Origin of the sequence: Microvirga sp., assembly GCF_014699075.1 — a bacterium.
Classification (GTDB): Bacteria; Pseudomonadota; Alphaproteobacteria; order Rhizobiales; family Beijerinckiaceae; genus Microvirga.
Window position 1 is genome coordinate 14,419 of the sequence record NZ_JACXAB010000028.1, and the last position, 18,890, is coordinate 33,308.

Below are 18,890 nucleotides of genomic sequence, written 5' to 3' on the forward strand. Positions count from 1 at the left end.
GTCTTCGCCCTCGCCACGACGCTCGGTGCCTGCGCCAGTGCCCGGGGCGTGCACCGCAACGGCTCCAGGGGCGAGCAAGATCGACATGCTGGTCGCCACCACGCGCAAGCAAACGGATCCGGCGGAGCTGTTCTCGGGCGACCGCGGACCGACAGCGGCCTTCGCCAACATCACGGTCTCTATCCCGCCGCCAAGCGCCCGGCAGATCGGCGAGGTGCAGTGGCCGCGACAGGTACCAGGTAATCCGGCCACCGACTTCGTGACCCTCAAGGCCGACGTGATCAATCGAGATCAGGCGCTTGCCTGGTTCCGCCGCACCCTTCGAACTGTTCCCAAGCGGCAGGTGCTCGTCTTCATCCACGGCTTCAACAACCGCTTCGACGATGCGGTCTTCCGCTTCGCTCAAATCGTACACGACGCAAACGCACCCGTGGTGCCGATCCTGTTCACCTGGCCCTCGCGCGGCAGCGTGCTGGCCTATGGCTACGACCGGGAGAGCACGGCCTATTCCCGCAACGCGCTCGAGGCCATGCTGAAGGCGATCTCGCGCGATCCGGCCGTGGGCGAGATCTCGATCCTGGCGCATTCCATGGGCAACTCGCTCGCGCTCGAGACCCTGCGCCAGATGGCCATCCGCGACGGCCGGGTGACGCCGAAGATCCGCAACGTCCTGCTCGCTGCTCCGGATGTGGACGTTGATCTCGCCCGGGAAGCCATCGTCGACATGGGTCCGAGGGCGAACCGACCCGCCTTCACCCTGTTCGTCTCGCAGGACGACAGGGCACTGGCCGTCTCCCGACGCGTGTGGGGCAGCGAGGCTCGCCTGGGTGCGATCAATCCCGATCAGGAGCCTTTCCGGACGCAACTCGAACAGGCGAACGTGACGGTGCTCGACCTCACGAAGCTCAAGGCGGGCGACGCCCTCAATCACGGCAAGTTCGCGGAGAGCCCTGAAGTCGTGCAGCTCATCGGCAAGCGCTTGGCCGAGGGCCAGACGGTGACGGATTCCCGAGTCGGGTTGGGTGACCGCATCATTCAGGTCACGGCGGGAGCGGCCACGGCCGTCGGAACCGCCGCCGGAATGGTCGTGTCTGCTCCAGCGGCCATCGTCGATCCTCAATCACGCCAGAGCCTCGGTGGCCATATCGAGGAGTTGGGGCGATCCGCTTCCAGCATCGTCGCGCCCTAGACGTCGGCCGTCCTCAACCCTGGAACGGTCGGCTGCGCATCGGCATCGCGGCTCCCCTGAAGGAGTCGTTAAAGCTCCTGGCCAGCTGAGGGACTCGACCGACCACGTTCAGGGCCGATCAGCCGGATCCTCCTCAAGGAGGATCCGCTCCGCCGCTCCGTCCAAATCCTCGTACTGTCTATGCCGCAAGGACCACAGGAAGGCGGCCAGTCCTGCCAGCCCCATTCCCAGGGCGATGAGGATCAACCACCACATGGAACCCATTCGATCCTCCCATGACTTACACGACTCATCTGGCCTTGCGGACGGGCGCGAGCCTCATGGCGTTGGCGACCACAATGATCGAGGACAGCGACATTGCAATGGCCGCGACCAAGGGCGTCACGTAGCCTAACACGGCCACGGGCACCGCCAGCCCGTTGTAGCCAACCGCGAGGGCGAAGTTCTGGAGGATCAATCGTCTGGACCGGCGCGCGATCCCAAGCGCGTCGCCAACGGCGGACAGGCTTTCGTTCAGGAACACGAAGTCGGCTGCGTTCCGGCCGATGTCGGCCGCCGTGGCGGGAGCCATGGACACGTAGGCGACCGATAGGGCGGGCGCGTCGTTCAGGCCGTCTCCGACCATCAGAATCTTCCGGCCTGCTTCACCTTGCGCCACAAGATGGGACACCTTTTCGCCGGGAAGAAGACCTGCAGAGAAGTCGCGGATGCCAAGCCTCGACGCCAGGCTTCTGACCGCGGCCTCGCGGTCGCCGGAGAGGACTTCCACCTTAATTCCTTGCCGGTTCAGGTCATTCACTGCCTCCCGCGCATCGGGACGGACCTTGTCCTCCAGGATGAAGGTCGCAAGCGATTCACCGTTCCGCGCCAGGACGGACACGGACGTCGTCAGGCAGCTGACCTGGGCTCCTCGTTCGAGCGCCCATTCCGACCTGCCGAGTCGGTACCTGTCACCGTCCAGGACGGCTTCGAGCCCAAGGCCGGGTAACTCCTCGACGCGGTTGAACGCCATGATCTGGTTCGTGCGTCGGGCGGCGGCCTCCGCAATCGCCCCCGCTGCCGGATGGCGGGAGCCAACGGTCATCCCCCGCGCGACCGGCATTGCCGACCGCGGGATCTCATCCCCATTCGTGAGGGAGGGCTGGCCCAGAGTCAGGGTACCGGTCTTGTCGAAGGCCACGCCGTCGATCTCAGCCAGACGCTCCAGGGCAGAGCCATCCTTGACCATGATGCCGCTCTCAAACAAACGGCGCGCGGCGACGACCTGCACGATAGGAACCGCCAGGCCCAAGGCGCATGGACAGGTGATGATCAGGACGGCGATGGCGATGGTAACCGAAGCATGCCAGTCGCCAGTGGTCAGCAGCCAACCAAGGAAGGACAGCAGGGCCATGGTGTGGACGACAGGCGAATAGAGCGCCGCAGCGCGATCCGCCAGTCGCCGGTGGCGGGCCCGTCCGCCCTCGGCCGCCTCCATCATCCGGATCATCTCCGCCAGGAACGAGTTCTCCGCCCGCGCGGTAGCCCGGACAATCAACCGCCCCGTCAGGTTCATCACTCCTGCCGGGATTGCGTCGCCTGGACCGGCGCTGCGTGGCGCGGCCTCTCCCGAGACCAGCGCGCAGTCGAGTTCGGAGGATCCTTGTTCGATCACGCCGTCGACGGGGATCCGGTCACCGGCGGCAATCATCACCGCCATACCCGACTCGATCTCCGACACTGGGACGTAGAGCGGCTGCCCATCCCGGATCACCGTGGCGCCCGAGGGAGCGAGCCTGGCCAATCCCACGACGGCGGAGCGCGCCCGCTCGCGCATCATATGGTCGAGCGTGCGGCCGATGAGCAGGAAGAACAGCAGGGACGTCGCCGCGTCGAAGTAGGCGTGCGGGGCGTTGTGGAGCGTGTCGTAGAGGCTGAGGGCGAAAGCGAGCGTCACGCCGACGGAGATCGGCACATCCATGTTGGTGCGGCCATGACGCAGTGCCGACCAGGCTGAGGCATAGAAGACCCGGCCGGAATAGTGCAGGGCCGGGAGGGCGAGGAGGGCCGAGATGAGGTGGAAGGCCTGCCGGGAGGTGGCGTCGGCCCCAGACCAGACGGACACAGACATGAGCATGATGTTCATCGCGCAGAAGCCCGCCACCGCGAGCGCCTTGATGAGGCGCGCCAACTCCGGATCCCTGGCGTCCTGCTCCGTCGCGAACAGGTGCGCCTCGTAGCCGATGCGGCGCAACGTGCCGATCAGGTCGGGCGGCGTTCCGTCGCTCGTGCGCCACGCGACCGCAACGCGCTTGGTGGACAGATTGACTCGGGCCGTCTCGACGCCGGGCAGCCTTCCCAGTGTCCGTTCGACCGCTGCGATGCAGGCGGCGCACCTGACGCCGGGTACCGAGAGATCGGTCTGGCGCGTTCCGCCTCCGAGGTCGCGGCTGGCCAGCCGGATCTCGTCCGGCGTGACGCTGGGTTGCCCGGGCGCCTGGAGCACGGCTTGGACATCGACAGGCGCGCAGCAGGTCATTGCCGTTCCCCATCCGGTTCGGCGCGCCGCATCAGCGCATGGCCCGGTAGGCGTGCCAGGTCGCATGACCCAGCAGCGGGAAGATGAGGATGAAGCCGAGGAAGCCTGTCACGGCGCTGGCCACGAACAGGGCGAGCACGATGGCGCCCCAGGCGAACATCGGCGTGAGGTTGTTCCACACCATGGCCATGCTCGTGGCCATCGCCGTCAAGGCGTCCGTGCGCCGGTCGAGCAGCATGGGGATCGAGAATATGCTGACCGCAAAGGCGAAGGCCGCGAACAGCCCGCCAACAAGCGTCCCGACGATGAGCATGGCCCAACCCATCGGTGTCGTGAACAGCATTCCGACGATGCCATCGAGGCCCGGGAACGGCTTGACGCCGAAGAACAAGGCGTAGAGCAGGACCGCGGCCCGCATCCAGACCAGCATGAGAAGGCAGAGCAGAAGCCCGGTGAAGAAGACCTGCGCCCCGGCCCTTGGCCGCACCACCAACATGGTGCTCAGCGTCGGATGCCCGCCAGCCTCCAGGGCACGGCTCTTCTCGTAGAGGCCGATGGCCAGAACCGGCGCAACGATCATGTATCCGGCGATGGCGGGAAACAGGATGTAGTCCCGTCCCGAGGCGACCAGCATCCACAGGAGGAGGGCCGTGATCGCGAAGACCGCGCCTCCGTAGACCACGCTGAGGCCCGGCTGAACCAGCATGTCGCGCCAGCCTGCCTTCAGCCAATTGAGTGCGGCCTGCGCCGGAAGGTGGCGCTGCCGGGCCGGGTTACGCGTTTCCGCGAAACTGGAGGTCTCGGTCAGCAAACCGTAAGTCTTGTCCGCTTCGCTCATCTGTCTTCCCTGCCATCATGCATCGGTCGGCCTTTTTCAGCAGGCGGGCTTCGCCGCCCGGAACGCACCTGCCTTGGAGCCCGCCTCCTTCAGGTGGGTGACGCAGTCGGGCTGGGAGGCCACCGCGACATAGACGAGGTGGGCATTGGCGGCAGCCACGGTGATCAGCACAGCCACCGCCAGCAGCCATGCGATCAGAGGCCACTTGATCCGCCTTGTCACGGGAGCGTCGGTCATGGCTTCTCGACTCCGAGGGAGTTCACGTACAGGGCCAAAATCTTGATCTCAGCCGGCGCTAGGCGCTCGTCCCAGGTCGGCATGTGCCCCTGCCGCCCGCCATGGATCGAGTTGATCAGGGTCTGGAGGTCGCCGCCGTAGATCCAGAATGGATCGGTCAGGTTCGGTGCCCCGACCTCCCGTTTGCCCTTCCCGTCCTCGCCGTGGCAGGCCGCGCAGGTCGTGAGGAAGACCTCCCGCCCGGCCTGGATCTGCGCGACATTCTGCGGTGTGGACGCCGCTGGGTTGGACAGAGAATGCACGTAAGTCGCGACGTTGGCGATCTGCGTGCGGTCCAGCATGGCGTCGCGTCCGAAGGCCGGCATCTGCGCAACCCGGGTATTCCGATGGCGAGAGTTGATGCCGAGTTGCATGGTCTCGGCGATCTTCTCCGGTCCGCCGCCCCAGAGCCAGTCGTCGTCCGTCAGGTCGGGATAGTTGGCGCGGCCCCGTCCGTCGGCGCCGTGGCAGGCGGCGCAGTTGTCGCCGAAGAGCTGGTGCCCGGTCGTCCGAACGACCTTCATCAGGTTCTCGTTCTCCTGGATCTCCTCGAAACTTCCCGTCTCGATGGCCTTCATCCAGGTTGCGCGCCGGGCTTGGGCGGTCATCAAGTCCTGTTCCACGATCTTGTGCTGGTCGGTATTCAGAATTCCCTTGGTGTAGGTCGTGATCAGCGGCCAGGTCGGCATCAGGATCCACCAGACGAACGCCCAAAGATGCGTGACGACGATGAAGATCAGCACGCCCGTCGGAACGGCCGTGTCGAGTTCCTTGATGCCATTCCATTCATGCCCGGTGGTCTTGCGACCGCTAACAGGATCGCGTTCCTCTACCGCCATGGTCGGTCGTCCTCATCGAGAATGGTCCGCTTGGCATCGTCGAAGCGTTTCCGGTTCGACGGCCAGAAGGTGTAGATGACAACGCCGATGAACAGCGCGATCAAGTAGAACAGGCCCCAGCTCTTGGCGAAGCCGACAAGGGTGTTGTGGTCGATGTCCATCAGCCGTCCTCCTGTCCGCCCGTCGTCAGTTGGTCGGATCGGGCGCCTGTTCCGGCGCGGCCGTGTTCGAATAGGCAGCATCCGTGAGCCGCCCGAGCACCTGAAGATAGGCGACCAGCGCATCCATTTCGGTGAGGTGCGAAACCACACCGTCGAAAGCGCTGATCTGAGTCTTCTCGCCGTAACGCTCTGCCACGCCCGTGGCGAACGGGCTGTCGGGCGCGGCCTGCCCGAAGGCGTCGGCAGCGGCGTTGGCGATCATCGCGTCGGTATACGGCACGCCGAGCGCTCGTTGCGCCTGAAGGTGCTGCCCGAGATCGTTCGTCTCCAATGCCGTCCGGGCGAGCCAGCGGTAAGCAGGCATATTGGATTCCGGCACCACGTCGCGCGGATTGATGAGATGCGCGACATGCCAGAAGTCGGAGTACTTGCCGCCGACGCGGGCAAGGTCTGGCCCGGTACGCTTCGAGCCCCACAGCATCGGGCGGTCGTACTTGGATTCCACGGCGAGCGAATAGGGACCGTAGCGCTCGACCTCGTCGCGCAGGGTGCGGATCATCTGGCTATGGCAGGCGTAGCAGCCCTCGCGGATGTAGATGTTGCGTCCCGCCTGCTCCAGCGGCGTGTAGAGGCGCATGTCCGGCACATCCTCGACCGTCTCGTGGATGGTGAACAGCGGCGCGATTTCGACGATGCCGCCCACGCTGGCGGCGGCGATGATCGCGATCACGAAACCGATGGCGGTGCGTTCAAGCTTGTGGTGGAACAGTTCGGCCATGATGTGTCACTCCGCCGGAGTCGCGGCGGCGCCGGGGGCGAGCCCGGTATCCGGCACATCTGCCTGCCTCACAGCGGCAACGGGCACCGCGCGCACTGTCATCCAGACGTTGAAGGCAGCGACAATGGCGCCGAGCAGGAAGAGCAGGCCGCCGAAGGCGCGCCCGATGTAGTACGGATACATGGCGACGAGCGAGTCGAGGAAGGAATAGGCGAGCGTGCCCTCCTCGGTATACGTGCGCCACATCAGGCCCTGGATGATGCCGGAGTTCCACATCGCGAACACGTAGATGAGCGTCCCCGTGACGGCGAGCCAGAAGTGAACCTCCACCAAAGCCGAAGAGTACATCCGCTCGCGCTTCCAGAGCGAGGGAACCAGGGTGTAGATCGATCCGAATGTGATGAATGCGACCCAGCCGAGCGCTCCCGCATGGACGTGGCCCACGGTCCAGTCGGTGTAGTGCGACAGTGCGTTGACGGGCCTGATCGCCATGAACGACCCCTCGAAGGTCGACAACCCGTAGAAGACCACAGCCACCATGATGAAGCGCAGAGTCGCGTCATCCCTGACCTTATGCCAGGCGCCGTTGAGAGTGAGCAGCGCGTTGCCGGCCGAGGCCCAGGAGGGGACGAGCAACATCACCGAGAACGTCATGCCGAGGTTCTGCACCCAGTGCGGCAGCGCCGTGTAGTGAAGGTGGTGGGAACCTGCCCACATGTAGAAGAATGTGATGCCCCAGAAGCTGAGGATCGACAGCCGATAGGAGAAGATGGGGCGCTGCGCCCGGACCGGCAGGTAGTAGTACAGCATGCCCAGGAAACCGGCGGTGAGGAAGAAAGCCACCGCGTTGTGGCCGTACCACCACTGTACCATCGCGTCCTGCACGCCGGCCCAGATCGTATAGCTCTTGGCCTGGGTGAAGGAGACTGGGATCGCCAGGTTGTTGACGATGTGGAGGATGGCCACCACCACAATAAAGGCCATGAAATACCAGTTGGCGACGTAGATGTGAGGCTCCTTGCGCCGGGCGAGCGTGCGCAGGTAGAGCACGAAGAAGGTGACCCACACCACGACGAGCCACAGGTCGGCGTACCATTCCGGCTCCGCGTATTCCTTCGACTGTGTCACACCCATGAAGTAGCCGGTGACGGCGAGGATGCAGAACAGGTTGTAGCCGAGCAGCACGAACCACGGGCTGACCTGACCCGCCAGGCGAGCGCGCGAGGTCCGCTGAACGACGTGGAAGGAGGTGGCGATCAAGGCATTGCCGCCGAAGCCGAAGATCACCCCGGTGGTGTGAGTTGGCCTCAGCCGCCCGAAGCTCGACCAGCCGGCGTCGAAGGCGAGGTCTGGCCAGGCCAGTTGCGCCGCGGTCCACACCCCCATGAACATGCCGAAAACGCCCCAGGCCAGCGTCAGGGCGATGCCGACCTTGATCGGATCGTCATAGTACTGCGAGAGCCGCTGCGGGTCCGGTTCGGGCTCGTAGAAGGAGCGGCTGACGAGGGCGCCGAGGCCGGCGCTGAAGAGCAGGATGATGACCCCATGCATGCCGAGCGGATCGGAACCGCCGAGCGCCGCCATGATCACGCCGGCAACAAAGACGCAGAGAAGAATCACCAGGGCGTTCTGGCGTTCGCCGGAGGTTAGCTGCTGAACCATGCCGATCTCCCCGACAGATGGGCTAGGGACGCGCCAACGATGAACATGGCCGCCATGGTGCCGATCATTCCCTCCCGCATCGCGCACTCCTGCTGCACTCAACGAATACCAGACTAGGGATTTGGGCTCAGCCTGCTTGACGCCTTGGGACTCCGTCTTGCCAATTTGGGACATTGCGCGGGTGCGGGACGGCCTCGGGTGGGTCCGTCCCTTCACCGCTGCTTCTCCATCTCTGTTTGCCTGTGTCTCAGCGGCTATCACGTCAATCCGTGATGAGCGGTGAAGCCCTTGCGCAAGCGCCAAGCCCCGAGATGCACATCATTTGTCCCAAGCGGACAAGCACGCGCCGGGATGCAACTAATATGCAGCCTCGGACGACACGAGGTGGAGAGGGAGGATGCCTCGGTTCTTCTATGTCACGCACATGCGTTAAGAACTGAGCCGAGACGAGGTGAACCTTGAGTTCCCCGACACGGTCACCGTGTGCCTCGAGATAGTTGCGCCATCCTGAATAACGTACTGGCCGGACGCGCCGGCGGCTCAAACTGTCAAGGGATTGTCCCTTCCGATCAAGCGCAGAGGACAGGCCGGGCTAGGATGCGGTCGAAAGGCAGGTGGTCATGAGACTGATCTTTATGTCCGTCGCCATTGCAGGCTACGCCACAGGGGCCCTCGCACAATCAGGCCCTACGACCCTTGCCATGAGCTGTGCCCAGGCCAGAGGGATCGTGGCCGCGCAGGGTGCGGCCGTGCTGCGCACCGGACCAATGACCTACGACCGCTATGTGCGGGGCTCAGGCTTCTGCGCGCTCCAGGAGACGGCACAGCCCGCCTGGGTGAGAACGGCCGACGTGGTGCAATGCCCGGTCGGAGCGGTTTGCCGCTCCGTCGAAAAGGACAATGGGCGATGAACCAAAGCGGCCACGCTCGCATCCCGAAAAGGAGGCGCGATGTTTATCCTGGGGCCGAAGGCAACAAGCCTCCCCGTGTCTCACCTCAGTTCCCGCGGGCATATAACGGTCACTGGTCAAGTGCTGCGGTTCCAGTGTGTGACCAGAAGAATGAGTGGGTCAGAGATCGTGAATGCGGGTGGTAAACCAGCCGGGAGCCTGTGATGCCATCGCTTGCCCAAGTCATCGTGTGGTTGATCGTCGGCCTGATCGGCGGGAGCCTCGCCGGCCGCATCATCACGTGGAAACGCAGGGGCTTCGGCATCGTGCAGAACCTCGCTATGGGCCTGATCGGAGCGTTGATCGGCGGACTGCTGTTTCGCCTGTTCGGGCTCTTTCCCAGTCTCGATGCGATCGCGATCTCACTGCGCGATGTCGTGGCCGCCTGCGCCGGATCGTTGCTTATTCTCTTGGTGCTCTGGATTTGGGAACCGTCTTCGAGGCCGGGCGCAGGGCCTTCGTAAAGGGAGAACGATCAGCGTTGTACTTCTGGCGGGGAACCATACGCGTCCGGTTCGGATATCAGCTTTCCATCACGGTGCTGTTCATGGCTGTGGTGCTGGCGGTTGGCCTCGGCTTGGTCGTGTTGAGCTTCGATCGGGCACGCTCCATTACCCGCGCCGCTGCCGTCACATTCATTGGTCGCGTGGCAGACCACACGGAGGACCGGGTGGACGGGCAGTTCAAAGCCGTTCGCAGCGCACTGGAGGTGCTGAAGCAGCTCCCGCCTGTTGGGGCCGGGTCAATCTCCGACAATCCCGCTCTCTACCAAATTCTGGCGGCCCTCCTTCGCGAGCACGGGCAGCTGTACAATCTGTATGTCGGCTACGACGATGGCGCCTTTATCGAACTGGATGCCCTGGATAGGGCAGGGCCTGCTGCGCGGGCGCAATTCGGTGCCCCGGCTGCCGCAGCATTCCGGTTGATCGTGATCGACAGAAAGCCAAGCGCATCATCGCGGATTCGGACCACGTATTATCTGTCGCCGAGCCTCGAGACGATTTCCGAGTCGCAGCGCGAGGCCGATTACGATCCGCGGGATCGGCCCTGGTATCGTGGCGCCTTCGAGCCTGGGGCTGCTACTGTCATTGAGCCCTATCGGTTCAAAGCCGCCGCCCTGATCGGCTACACGGTCCGGGCATCGTTTGTGCAAGGTCGTCGTGGTATTGTCGCGGGCGACATCCTGCTGACTGACGCCGACACATTCATTCGGGCGCAGAAGCTTGGCAAGTCAGGCGCCGTCTTCCTCTTCGACGACGCAGGGCGAGTCATCGGCCATTCCCGCATGTCCGAATTCCTCAAGGCGCGATCCCAGGATGCCACCGCCGACCTGCCGCGCCTGGACGAGATCGGCATCGTCGACATCGCGCGACCCTTGGCGGCTTGGAGGCACGGCGGGGATGCGCAGCAGGTGTTCGAGGCGAAAGATGGCCGGACCTACGTTGTGGCGTTCCGATCGATCGGAACGGCCGGCTCGGCCAATCTGCGCCTTGCTGTGATGGCTCCCCTGGACGAATTCTTCTCAGAGGTCGAGGCGGCACGGCGCTGGCTGCTGCTGCTGACATCGGCCTTCGTGCTCGCAGCCATCCCCGTGATCTGGTGGATCAGCTCGATGCTGTCCCGATCCATGAAGGCGCTGGCGGCTGAAACCGACAGTGTCCAGCGGTTCGAGATGCCGGAGAATCCCAGTCGTGTGCACTCCACCATCCGGGAGATCGATGACCTCGGTCGCTCGGTATCGACCATGCGCGCTGTTGTGCGGACCTTCTCCAGCTTCGTGCCCAAGCGCCTGGTCCAGCAACTCGTCGAAACCGGAGCGGAATTACGCCTGGGAGGCTCCCGAAGGAAGGTCACCGTTCTGTTCACCGATATCGAAGGCTTCACCAACATCACCGAGAATGCCGATCCGGAGCAGGTCATGCTCCAGACCTCGCGCTACTTTGCCGTGATGACCGAAGTGATCGTGGCGCACGGCGGCACGGTCGATAAGTTCGTCGGCGATGGCATCATGGCGATCTGGAATGCGCCGACAGAGAATGCCGATCACGTGGCCCATGCCTCCGCCGCCGTCCTGGCCTGCCGGGACGCCAACCAGGCACTCAACGAAGCTTATATGCGAGAGGGTTGGCCCGACTACCGGACCCGGTTTGGGCTGCATACGGGCGAAGCCGTCGTCGGCATCATCGGATCGTCCGATCGGATGAGCTATACGGCTCTTGGTGCAACTGTGAACCTGGCCGCGCGGCTGGAGCCACTGAACAAGGAGTACGGCACCACGATCCTGGTCAGCGAGGCTGTGCAGCAGCGGGTCGCAGAGCAGTTTGTGTTCCAAGCCGTCGACACGATCAAGCCGCGTGGTTTCGAGGCCGCAGTCCAAGTCTTCGAACTCCGCGGCATGGCTACGCATCTGTCACGTCCAACATTGAGCCTTCTGGACGAGTAGCTTGGCCACAGTAGCACAATAACGGCAGAGCGAGCGCGAAGGCTTAACATCAGCCTGCCTTAACAGGGTTTCGCTGATGATCTTGTCGGTGAAGACACAGGTATCTTGTGCGTAGCGCCGGTTCATCCTGCCCTCCCGCTGCTGGAAGGGGCGAGAACAAGCCATGACTCAGCGTGTCAGAAACGTGCCGTTATAGGCGCGCGTTCTTGCAGTGTTCTGTACGACTTGAAGACGTTCGCGGTTCGGCTATCGAACCTGTAAGCCTTGCATTGCAAGGATGCCGGCTGGTGCTGCCAGAGAGGATCGAACTCTCGACCTCTCCCTTACCAAGGGAGTGCTCTACCACTGAGCTACGGCAGCGCGCCAACGGGGAGGGCCGCTTACTGCCACAGGGCAGCCCTCCATGCAAGCTTGAAAATGATCTTTACTCGGCCGCCTGCACTTTCGGCTCCAGGGGGAGCCTGAGCGCGGTCCAGACCTCGACCAGGGCCGCAGCCAAGGCGTCGATATGGGCGTTCGAGTGGAACGGGCCCGGGGTGATGCGCAGGCGCTCGGTGCCGCGGGGCACCGTGGGGTAGTTGATCGGCTGGATATAGATGCCGTGCTTCTCCAGCAGCCGGTCGCAGGCTGCCTTGCAGGCTTCCGCATCGCCCACCATCACCGGCACGATATGCGTGGGCGTGTCGAGGACCGGCAGGCCGACGCTGCTTAAGATCGCCTTGGTGCGGGCGGCCTGGCGCTGCTGCTGCTGGCGCTCGGTGGAGGAAGCCTTGAGATGCCGGATCGACGCCATGGCGGCGGCGGCGACCGCCGGGGGCAGGGCGGTGCTGAAGATGAAGCCCGGGGCAAAGCTGCGGATGGCGTCCATCACCGCCTTGGTGCCGGTGAGATATCCGCCCATGACGCCGAATGCCTTGGCCATGGTGCCCTCGATCACGTCGATCCGGTGCATGGCACCGTCGCGCTCGGCGATGCCGCCGCCGCGGGGGCCGTACATGCCCACCGCATGGACTTCGTCGATATAGGTCATGGCGCCGTAGCGCTCGGCCAGATCGCAGATGGCGTGGATCGGGGCCACGTCGCCGTCCATGGAATAGACGCTCTCGAACACGATCAGCTTGGGCCGGTCGCCGGCGGCCTGGAGCAACTCCTCCAAGTGTTCGAGGTCATTGTGGCGGAAGATCGCCTTGTCGCAGCCGGACTGGCGCACGCCTTCGATCATGGAGTTATGGTTGAGCGCATCCGACAGGATAAGGCAGTTCGGAATCAGCTTGGCCAGGGTGGAGATGCCGGTCTGGTTCGAGACGTAACCCGAGGTGAAGACCAGGGCCACCTCCTTGCCGTGCAGGTCCGCAAGCTCGGCCTCCAGCTCGACGATGGGATGGCTGTTGCCCGAGATGTTGCGCGTGCCGCCGGCCCCGGTGCCGAGGCGCCAGGCCGTCTCCACCATGGCGCGGGTCACGTCCCGGTTCTGGCCCATGCCGAGATAATCGTTGGAGCACCAGACCGTGATGGGGCGTGGACCGTCCGGGGAGTGCCAGATCGCCTGGGGATAACGTCCGGCCAGGCGCTCGATATCGGCAAAGACGCGATAGCGCCGCTCCGCCTGGAGGCGATCGAGGGCTGACGTGAAGAAGTTCTGATAATCCATCATCTCACCGGGTGGGCAACGGGATGCCCCGGATACTGAACCTATTATGCCAGATCACATTGATCCGGGTCAAAGTTCTGAAGCGTCATATTGCGGTTGAGGGCCGCGTGCGAAGCCTCTATTGGGTAAAGGCGACGATGGGTCGCGTGAACCATGACTGACGTGAAATCGCAACAGAAAGCCGACCGGCTCAAGGCGGCCCTGAAGGAAAACCTCAAGCGGCGCAAGGCGCAGGCGCGGGGGCGGCAGGCCGTCAAGGTGTCCGGAAACGAAAGTGGCAGCTTGAGCGTTTCGGCAGAGCGCGACAAGCCGTCCGACTAGCTTAAGAAGCTCAGGGCGCGCATAGCGCATGGCTGACTGACCATTTTACAAGGGGATATCGATGGATCGCATTCGCATCCGGGGCGGCGCGCCCCTCAACGGCCTGATTCCGATCTCAGGCGCCAAGAATGCGGCCTTGCCCCTCATGATCGCGAGCCTGCTCACGGCGGATACGCTCGAGCTCGGCAACGTGCCGCGGCTTGCCGATATCTCCTCCCTGCTGCGGATCATGAGCAATTTCGGCGTCGATCACTCGATTGCCGGCCGCCGTCCCGGCCAATCCTCGGAAACGGGCCAGACCATCCGCCTGTCGGCTAAGAACGTCATCGACACCACGGCTCCCTACGAGCTGGTTTCGACCATGCGGGCGAGCTTCTGGGTCATCGCTCCGCTCGTGGCCCGCTTCGGCCGTGCCAAGGTGTCCATGCCCGGTGGTTGCGCCATCGGAACCCGTCCGGTGGACCTGCTCATCATGGCCTTGGCCAAGCTGGGCGCGGCCATCGAAATCGAGAGCGGCTACGTGGTGGCCACGGCTCCCAAGGGGCTTCGCGGCGCCGAAATCGACTTCTCGAAGGTGACCGTGGGCGGCACCCATGTGGCCCTGATGGCCGCGACCCTGGCCCAGGGCACCACCGTGATCCGCAACGCCGCCCGCGAGCCGGAGGTGGTGGATCTCGCCGAATGCCTCATCAAGATGGGGGCCAAGATCCAAGGCGCCGGCACGTCCGAGATCGTGATCGAAGGCGTAACCGGCCTGCATGGCGCCTCCCATGACGTAATGCCGGACCGCATCGAGACCGGCACCTACGCCATGGCGGTGGCCATGACCGGGGGCGACCTCGTGCTCGACAACACCCGGCCGGACTATCTCCAGGCTGCCCTCGACGTGCTGGGCCAGGCCGGGGCCGAGGTGACCTCGACCCACGGGGGCATCCGCATCCGCCGCAACGGCAATGGACTTCAGCCGGTCGACGTGACCACCGACCCGTTCCCGGGCTTCCCCACGGACCTCCAGGCCCAGTTCATGGCCCTCATGACCCGGGCGAACGGCACGTCGCGCATCCGCGAGACGATCTTCGAGAACCGGTTCATGCACGTGCAGGAGCTGGCCCGCCTCGGCGCCCAGATCCGCCTCGACGGCGACAGCGCCTATGTGGACGGCGTTCCGGGCCTCAAGGGGGCTCCGGTCATGGCCACCGACCTGCGCGCCTCCGTGTCCCTGGTGATTGCCGGCCTCGTGGCGGACGGCGAGACCACGATCAACCGGGTCTATCACCTGGATCGCGGCTTCGAGTCGCTGGAAGCCAAGCTCGCCCGATGCGGCGCTCAGATCGAGCGCGTCAGGGGCTAAAAGGCAAAGGGCCGGCATCATCGCCGGCCTTTTTCTTTGGAAGGCCCGGAAGGCGAATCCGGGCGAAAGGTTGCGCCGGGGCAGGGGGCTCTCTACCTAAAGATCAAAGTTCAACAACAGGTTGGTGGGCCATGGACCTCCTGAGACTCGTCGCGTTCGACCCTGAAGACCTTTCCGTCATTTCCGCTCACCTGCAGGATTCGCTGCTGCAGGTCGGGGATATTGCCTATCTGCCCAAGGAGCGGCGCTTCGCCATCCAGGTCCGCCGCTACGACTGGGAGGCGGCAACGCCCCAGCGGCGGCTGACCTGCATGCATTTCGAGAATGTCACGGGCGTGCGGGTCCGCGGCATCGACCGGAGCAACCCGGACGCCGTTCTTAACCTTCTCGCCATTGCATTCGAGGAGAAGGATGCCCCGTCAGGCACCGCCACCTTGATCTTTGCCGATGGTGGCGCCATCCAGGTGGACCTGGAGTGCATCGAAATGCAGATGAAAGATACCGGCCCGGTCTGGGCCGCGGAAAGCCGTCCCTCCCACGAGGACCAGCTTCAAACGGCGGAGCGCCCTTAAAATGGCGCAGAGGCTCGATGCGCGGGATCCTTCCTTCCCGCGGGCGTTTGCTGCCCTGCTCTCCGCCAAGCGCGAGGTCTCGGAGGATGTGGACCAGGCGGTACGTGCCATCATCGAAGACGTGGTGGTGCGCGGCGACGAGGCGCTGATCGATTTCACCTATCGTTTCGACGGATTGGCGCTTCAGCCCGAGACCCTGCGGGTGTCCGATGCTGAGATCGACGCGGCCGAGGACCAGTGCTCCAAGGAAGCCTTGGAGGCCCTGGCGCTCGCAAAGGAGCGCATCGAGACCTATCATCGGGAGCAGCGCCCGAAGGACTTCAAGACCACGGATCCCATCGGGGTGACCCTGGGCTGGCGCTGGACGGCGATTGAATCCGTCGGCCTCTATGTTCCCGGCGGCCTTGCGAGCTATCCGTCCTCCGTTCTGATGAACGCCGTGCCGGCAAAGGTGGCGGGTGTTCCGCGCATCGTCATGGTGGTGCCGACCCCGCGCGGCGAGACGAACCCTCTCGTGCTGGCGGCGGCGCGCCTCGCTGGCGTCGACCAGGTGTTCCGCATCGGTGGTGCCCAGGCTGTGGCGGCGCTCGCCTATGGCACGGAGAGCATCAAGCCTGTCGCCAAGATCGTCGGCCCCGGCAATGCCTATGTGGCCGCTGCCAAGCGCCGCGTCTTCGGCCAAGTCGGCATCGACATGATCGCGGGCCCGTCCGAAGTGCTCATCCTGGCCGACGCCGATGGCAATCCGGACTGGATCGCCGCTGATCTGTTGGCTCAGGCCGAGCACGATACGGCCGCGCAATCGATCCTGATCACCGACAGCCCGGCGCTGGCCGATGCGGTGGAAAAGGCCGTGCAGCGCCAGCTCAAGACCTTGCCGAAGGCGGAGATCGCCGGCGCGAGCTGGCGCGATTACGGGGCGATCATCCTGATCGACCGACTGGAAAACGCCATTCCTCTCGTGGATCGGCTCGCCCCCGAGCATCTCGAAATCGAGACGGAGAACGCCGAAGAGATTGCAGCCAAAGTCCGCAATGCCGGCTCGATCTTCCTCGGCAGCCACACGCCGGAAGCCATCGGCGATTATGTGGGCGGCCCAAACCATGTCCTGCCCACTGCCCGGTCGGCCCGTTTCTCGTCGGGACTCGGCGTGCTTGACTTCATGAAGCGAACCTCGATCCTGAAATGCGATGCGAACGCCCTGCGGGCGCTTGGCCCGGCGGCAATTGCTCTCGGGCGTTCGGAGGGTCTGGAGGGGCATGCGCGGTCGGTTGCGATCCGCCTGAACCTTTAACAGGTAGCCGGAGGCGGGATGGCGAGCGAAGCGAAGGAGCGGACCCGGCTGGTCGCCGTCACCCTCGACGAGGCCTCCATCGGCCGCGGCAACCCGGATCAGGAGCATGAGCGGGCCATCGCCATCTACGACATTCTCGAGGAGAACACCTTTTCGCTGCCGAACTACGATGGCGGTCCCTATGCCCTTCGCATCTCGCTGATCGATAAGAAGCTCTGCTTCGAGGTGACCACGCAGGACGGCACGCACCTCATCTCGCACCACCTGTCGCTGACGCCGTTCCGCAAGGCTATCCGCGATTACGAGATGATCTGCGACAGCTATTATCAGGCGATCCGCTCCGCCTCGCCGGCGCAGATCGAGGCCATCGACATGGGACGGCGCGGTCTGCACAACGAGGCGGCCGAACTGCTGATGAAGCGGTTGGAGGGCAAGCTCGTCCTCGATTTCGGCACGGCGCGGCGCATCTTCACGCTCATCTTCGCGCTTCACTGGAGGGGCTGACGCTTGGAGGAGCGCCCCGACGAGCCGCGCCACAAACGGATCCATTCTGTTCTGTTCGTCTGTGCGATGAATGCGGTCCGCTCTCCCATGGCGGAAGCCCTCGCGCGGCATTATTTCGGCAAGTCGATCTACGTGCAGTCCGCCGGCGTGCGCAAAGGCGATCCGGACGGCTTTGTTTCATCGATCCTGTCCGAGATCGGCATCGACGCCTCCAAGCACAAGCCGCGCACCCTCGACGAGCTCGAGGAGTGGGAAGGGCTCAACTTCGACCTCATCATTTCGCTTTCGCCGGAGGCGCATCACGCGGCCCTCGAACTCACGCGCACCATCGCGGCGGATGTGGAGTACTGGCCGACGCCGGATCCCACGATCACCCAGGGTTCGCGCGATCAGGTGCTCGATGCCTATCGCAACATCCGCGACGGTTTGATGTACCGCATCCGCCTGCGGCTCAAGCAGACCTCACCCAAAAGCCCGAATGACGGCCAGGGTGCCTAGGCCGGCCATGAGACCGACGATGTCGATCCGCGTGGCTGCCATGGCCATGATGGCGACCGCGAGCGCGACCATGGCAGGCCAGCCGTTGTCGATCACCACTGGCAAAATCGTCGCCAGGATGATGGAGCCGGGCAGCGCGCGCAGGCCCCGCTCGATGCGCGGCGTGATGCGCACGCGGCTCATGACGACAACGCCCGCGATGCGGCACAGGAACGTCACCAGCGTCATGCCCGTAATGGCGAGAACCGAACCCCACGGGCTCGCGATGAAGCTGCCGAACCCGTTCATTCGATCAGCATCCCTGCGATGACGCCTGCGAGCGCCCCGGCGATGATAAAGAGATAGCCCGGCACCAGGGCGTGGACGATGAGCGAGACGAGTCCTGCCACGAGCCAGGGCAGGGCGGGCTTGGCGCCTTTCCACAGGGGCACGAGCATGACGCCGAAAAAGATCGGCATCACGAGATCGAGGCCGAAGCGCTTCGGCTCGGGCAGGAGAGCGCCCGCAAAGAAGCCCACAAAGGTTGTTGCCAGCCAGACCAGCCAGAGGATAAGCGCGCAGCCTAAGAGCACGCCCACATCCCGTCCGCCCTCATTGTGATACCGGGTGCCGATGAGCCAACCGGCCTCCGTGAGGAGAAAGAGGTTCAGGGCCGTGCGAGGGAGAGGCTCGTGCTTGAGCCATGGCTGGAGGGTTGCTCCCAGCATGATCATGCGCGCGTTCACAACAGCCGTGACGGTCATGATCGTGAGGATCGTCGCGGGCGTCCAGACCTGCTGCCAGATCTCGAGCCCCACCATCTGCGAGGCGCCGGCATAGACGAATGCGGAGAGGCCCATTGTCTCGCCCAGCGACAGCCCCTTCTGGGCCGCTGCCGTGCCGAAGGCCAGGGCGAACATGATGAAGCCCGGGAAAGCCGGCAGGGCGGCGCGCGCGCCATGGCGTAGGCCTGAATAAGAAAAATGAGGGCGGAGAGCGGGGGGCATGAGCGTCATGCTCTGTGCCCTCCCGCATCTCCGCCGTCAATTGGAGATATTGAATTGAT

21 protein-coding genes and 1 tRNA gene are annotated in these 18,890 nt (G+C 64.3%); 10 read left to right on the forward strand and 12 right to left on the reverse strand.

Translation table 11 applies throughout. The features are described from left to right. The first annotated feature begins 85 nt into the window (after positions 1–85). Positions 86–1,189, forward strand: coding sequence for an alpha/beta hydrolase (locus tag IC232_RS23205; protein WP_190847327.1), 1,104 nt, complete (start codon positions 86–88; stop codon positions 1,187–1,189). Positions 1,190–1,297: 108 nt separating this feature from the next. On the opposite strand, the gene ccoS is transcribed toward IC232_RS23205, so the two are convergent. Genes ccoS through ccoN form a run of 8 tightly spaced genes read right to left on the reverse strand, consistent with a single transcriptional unit; the run spans position 1,298 to position 8,261 of the window. Beyond that, a complete protein-coding gene (gene ccoS / locus IC232_RS23210) occupies positions 1,298–1,453 on the reverse strand; it encodes a cbb3-type cytochrome oxidase assembly protein CcoS (protein ID WP_190847328.1) in 156 nt (51 codons plus the stop codon). Between the two features lie 25 nt (positions 1,454–1,478). Then, a complete protein-coding gene (locus IC232_RS23215; RefSeq protein ID WP_190847329.1) occupies positions 1,479–3,707 on the reverse strand; it encodes a heavy metal translocating P-type ATPase in 2,229 nt (742 codons plus the stop codon). 31 nt (positions 3,708–3,738) lie between these two features. Further along, entirely contained in the window at positions 3,739–4,545 is an 807-nt protein-coding gene (locus tag IC232_RS23220; RefSeq protein WP_190847330.1) for a DUF2189 domain-containing protein, read from the reverse strand. A gap of 36 nt (positions 4,546–4,581) precedes the next feature. Then, positions 4,582–4,782, reverse strand: coding sequence for a hypothetical protein (locus IC232_RS23225; protein ID WP_190847331.1), 201 nt, complete (start codon positions 4,780–4,782; stop codon positions 4,582–4,584). Further along, positions 4,779–5,660 (reverse strand): cytochrome-c oxidase, cbb3-type subunit III, encoded by an 882-nt coding sequence (gene ccoP, locus IC232_RS23230; RefSeq protein ID WP_190847332.1) that lies wholly within the window; start codon positions 5,658–5,660, stop codon positions 4,779–4,781. Before ccoP ends, IC232_RS23225 begins: the two co-directional genes overlap by 4 nt. Beyond that, positions 5,651–5,821 (reverse strand): cbb3-type cytochrome c oxidase subunit 3, encoded by a 171-nt coding sequence (locus IC232_RS23235; RefSeq protein WP_190847333.1) that lies wholly within the window; start codon positions 5,819–5,821, stop codon positions 5,651–5,653. The genes ccoP and IC232_RS23235 overlap by 10 nt, the downstream gene beginning before the upstream one ends. 25 nt (positions 5,822–5,846) lie before the next feature. Continuing rightward, positions 5,847–6,599, reverse strand: coding sequence for a cytochrome-c oxidase, cbb3-type subunit II (gene ccoO, locus IC232_RS23240; protein WP_190847334.1), 753 nt, complete (start codon positions 6,597–6,599; stop codon positions 5,847–5,849). 6 nt (positions 6,600–6,605) lie between these two features. Beyond that, positions 6,606–8,261 (reverse strand): cytochrome-c oxidase, cbb3-type subunit I, encoded by a 1,656-nt coding sequence (gene ccoN, locus IC232_RS23245; RefSeq protein WP_190847335.1) that lies wholly within the window; start codon positions 8,259–8,261, stop codon positions 6,606–6,608. Between the two features lie 620 nt (positions 8,262–8,881). On the opposite strand from ccoN, the gene IC232_RS23250 reads away from it, so the two are divergent. The 3 genes from IC232_RS23250 to IC232_RS23260 all read left to right on the forward strand — a co-directional run bounded on the left by IC232_RS23250 (position 8,882) and on the right by IC232_RS23260 (position 11,654). Then, positions 8,882–9,172 (forward strand): hypothetical protein, encoded by a 291-nt coding sequence (locus IC232_RS23250; protein ID WP_190847336.1) that lies wholly within the window; start codon positions 8,882–8,884, stop codon positions 9,170–9,172. 203 nt (positions 9,173–9,375) lie between these two features. Further along, positions 9,376–9,675 (forward strand): GlsB/YeaQ/YmgE family stress response membrane protein, encoded by a 300-nt coding sequence (locus IC232_RS23255; protein ID WP_190847337.1) that lies wholly within the window; start codon positions 9,376–9,378, stop codon positions 9,673–9,675. A gap of 17 nt (positions 9,676–9,692) precedes the next feature. Continuing rightward, the gene (locus tag IC232_RS23260) at positions 9,693–11,654 is read left to right on the forward strand and encodes an adenylate/guanylate cyclase domain-containing protein (protein WP_246812358.1); all 1,962 of its coding nucleotides are present in this window, start codon (positions 9,693–9,695) and stop codon (positions 11,652–11,654) included. A 285-nt stretch (positions 11,655–11,939) separates the two neighbouring features. On the opposite strand, the gene IC232_RS23265 is transcribed toward IC232_RS23260, so the two are convergent. Together IC232_RS23265 and hemA are read right to left on the reverse strand one after the other, a co-directional pair. Beyond that, positions 11,940–12,014 (reverse strand) — tRNA-Thr (locus tag IC232_RS23265). Positions 12,015–12,078: 64 nt separating this feature from the next. Continuing rightward, positions 12,079–13,305 (reverse strand): 5-aminolevulinate synthase, encoded by a 1,227-nt coding sequence (gene hemA / locus IC232_RS23270; RefSeq protein ID WP_190847358.1) that lies wholly within the window; start codon positions 13,303–13,305, stop codon positions 12,079–12,081. Positions 13,306–13,458: 153 nt separating this feature from the next. Here hemA and IC232_RS23275 point away from each other — a divergent pair, with 153 nt between their 5' ends. The 6 genes from IC232_RS23275 (at position 13,459) to IC232_RS23300 (ending at position 17,845) form a co-directional block, all read left to right on the forward strand. After that, positions 13,459–13,626 carry a hypothetical protein gene (locus tag IC232_RS23275; protein WP_190847338.1) on the forward strand — a complete coding sequence of 56 codons (168 nt, stop codon included), beginning with the start codon at positions 13,459–13,461 and terminating at the stop codon, positions 13,624–13,626. Positions 13,627–13,687: 61 nt separating this feature from the next. Continuing rightward, positions 13,688–14,977, forward strand: a complete 1,290-nt coding sequence (murA, locus tag IC232_RS23280) for a UDP-N-acetylglucosamine 1-carboxyvinyltransferase (RefSeq protein WP_190847339.1) — start codon at positions 13,688–13,690, stop codon at positions 14,975–14,977. Between the two features lie 131 nt (positions 14,978–15,108). Further along, on the forward strand, positions 15,109–15,549 hold the full coding sequence (locus IC232_RS23285) for a DUF2948 family protein (RefSeq protein ID WP_190847340.1): 441 nt from the start codon (positions 15,109–15,111) through the stop codon (positions 15,547–15,549). A 1-nt stretch (position 15,550) separates the two neighbouring features. Continuing rightward, positions 15,551–16,843 (forward strand): histidinol dehydrogenase, encoded by a 1,293-nt coding sequence (gene hisD / locus IC232_RS23290; RefSeq protein ID WP_190847341.1) that lies wholly within the window; start codon positions 15,551–15,553, stop codon positions 16,841–16,843. An 18-nt stretch (positions 16,844–16,861) separates the two neighbouring features. After that, a complete protein-coding gene (locus IC232_RS23295; RefSeq protein ID WP_190847342.1) occupies positions 16,862–17,347 on the forward strand; it encodes a UPF0262 family protein in 486 nt (161 codons plus the stop codon). Between the two features lie 3 nt (positions 17,348–17,350). Beyond that, positions 17,351–17,845: a low molecular weight phosphatase family protein gene (locus tag IC232_RS23300; protein ID WP_281413419.1), complete on the forward strand. Its 495-nt coding sequence runs from the start codon at positions 17,351–17,353 to the stop codon at positions 17,843–17,845. Here the strand turns inward: IC232_RS23300 and IC232_RS23305 are convergent. Both IC232_RS23305 and IC232_RS23310 read right to left on the reverse strand, forming a co-directional pair. Further along, positions 17,810–18,133: an AzlD family protein gene (locus IC232_RS23305; protein WP_190847343.1), complete on the reverse strand. Its 324-nt coding sequence runs from the start codon at positions 18,131–18,133 to the stop codon at positions 17,810–17,812. The genes IC232_RS23300 and IC232_RS23305 overlap by 36 nt on opposite strands. Then, positions 18,130–18,840, reverse strand: a complete 711-nt coding sequence (locus tag IC232_RS23310) for an AzlC family ABC transporter permease (protein ID WP_246812359.1) — start codon at positions 18,838–18,840, stop codon at positions 18,130–18,132. Before IC232_RS23310 ends, IC232_RS23305 begins: the two co-directional genes overlap by 4 nt. Between the last annotated feature and the right edge of the window lie 50 nt (positions 18,841–18,890).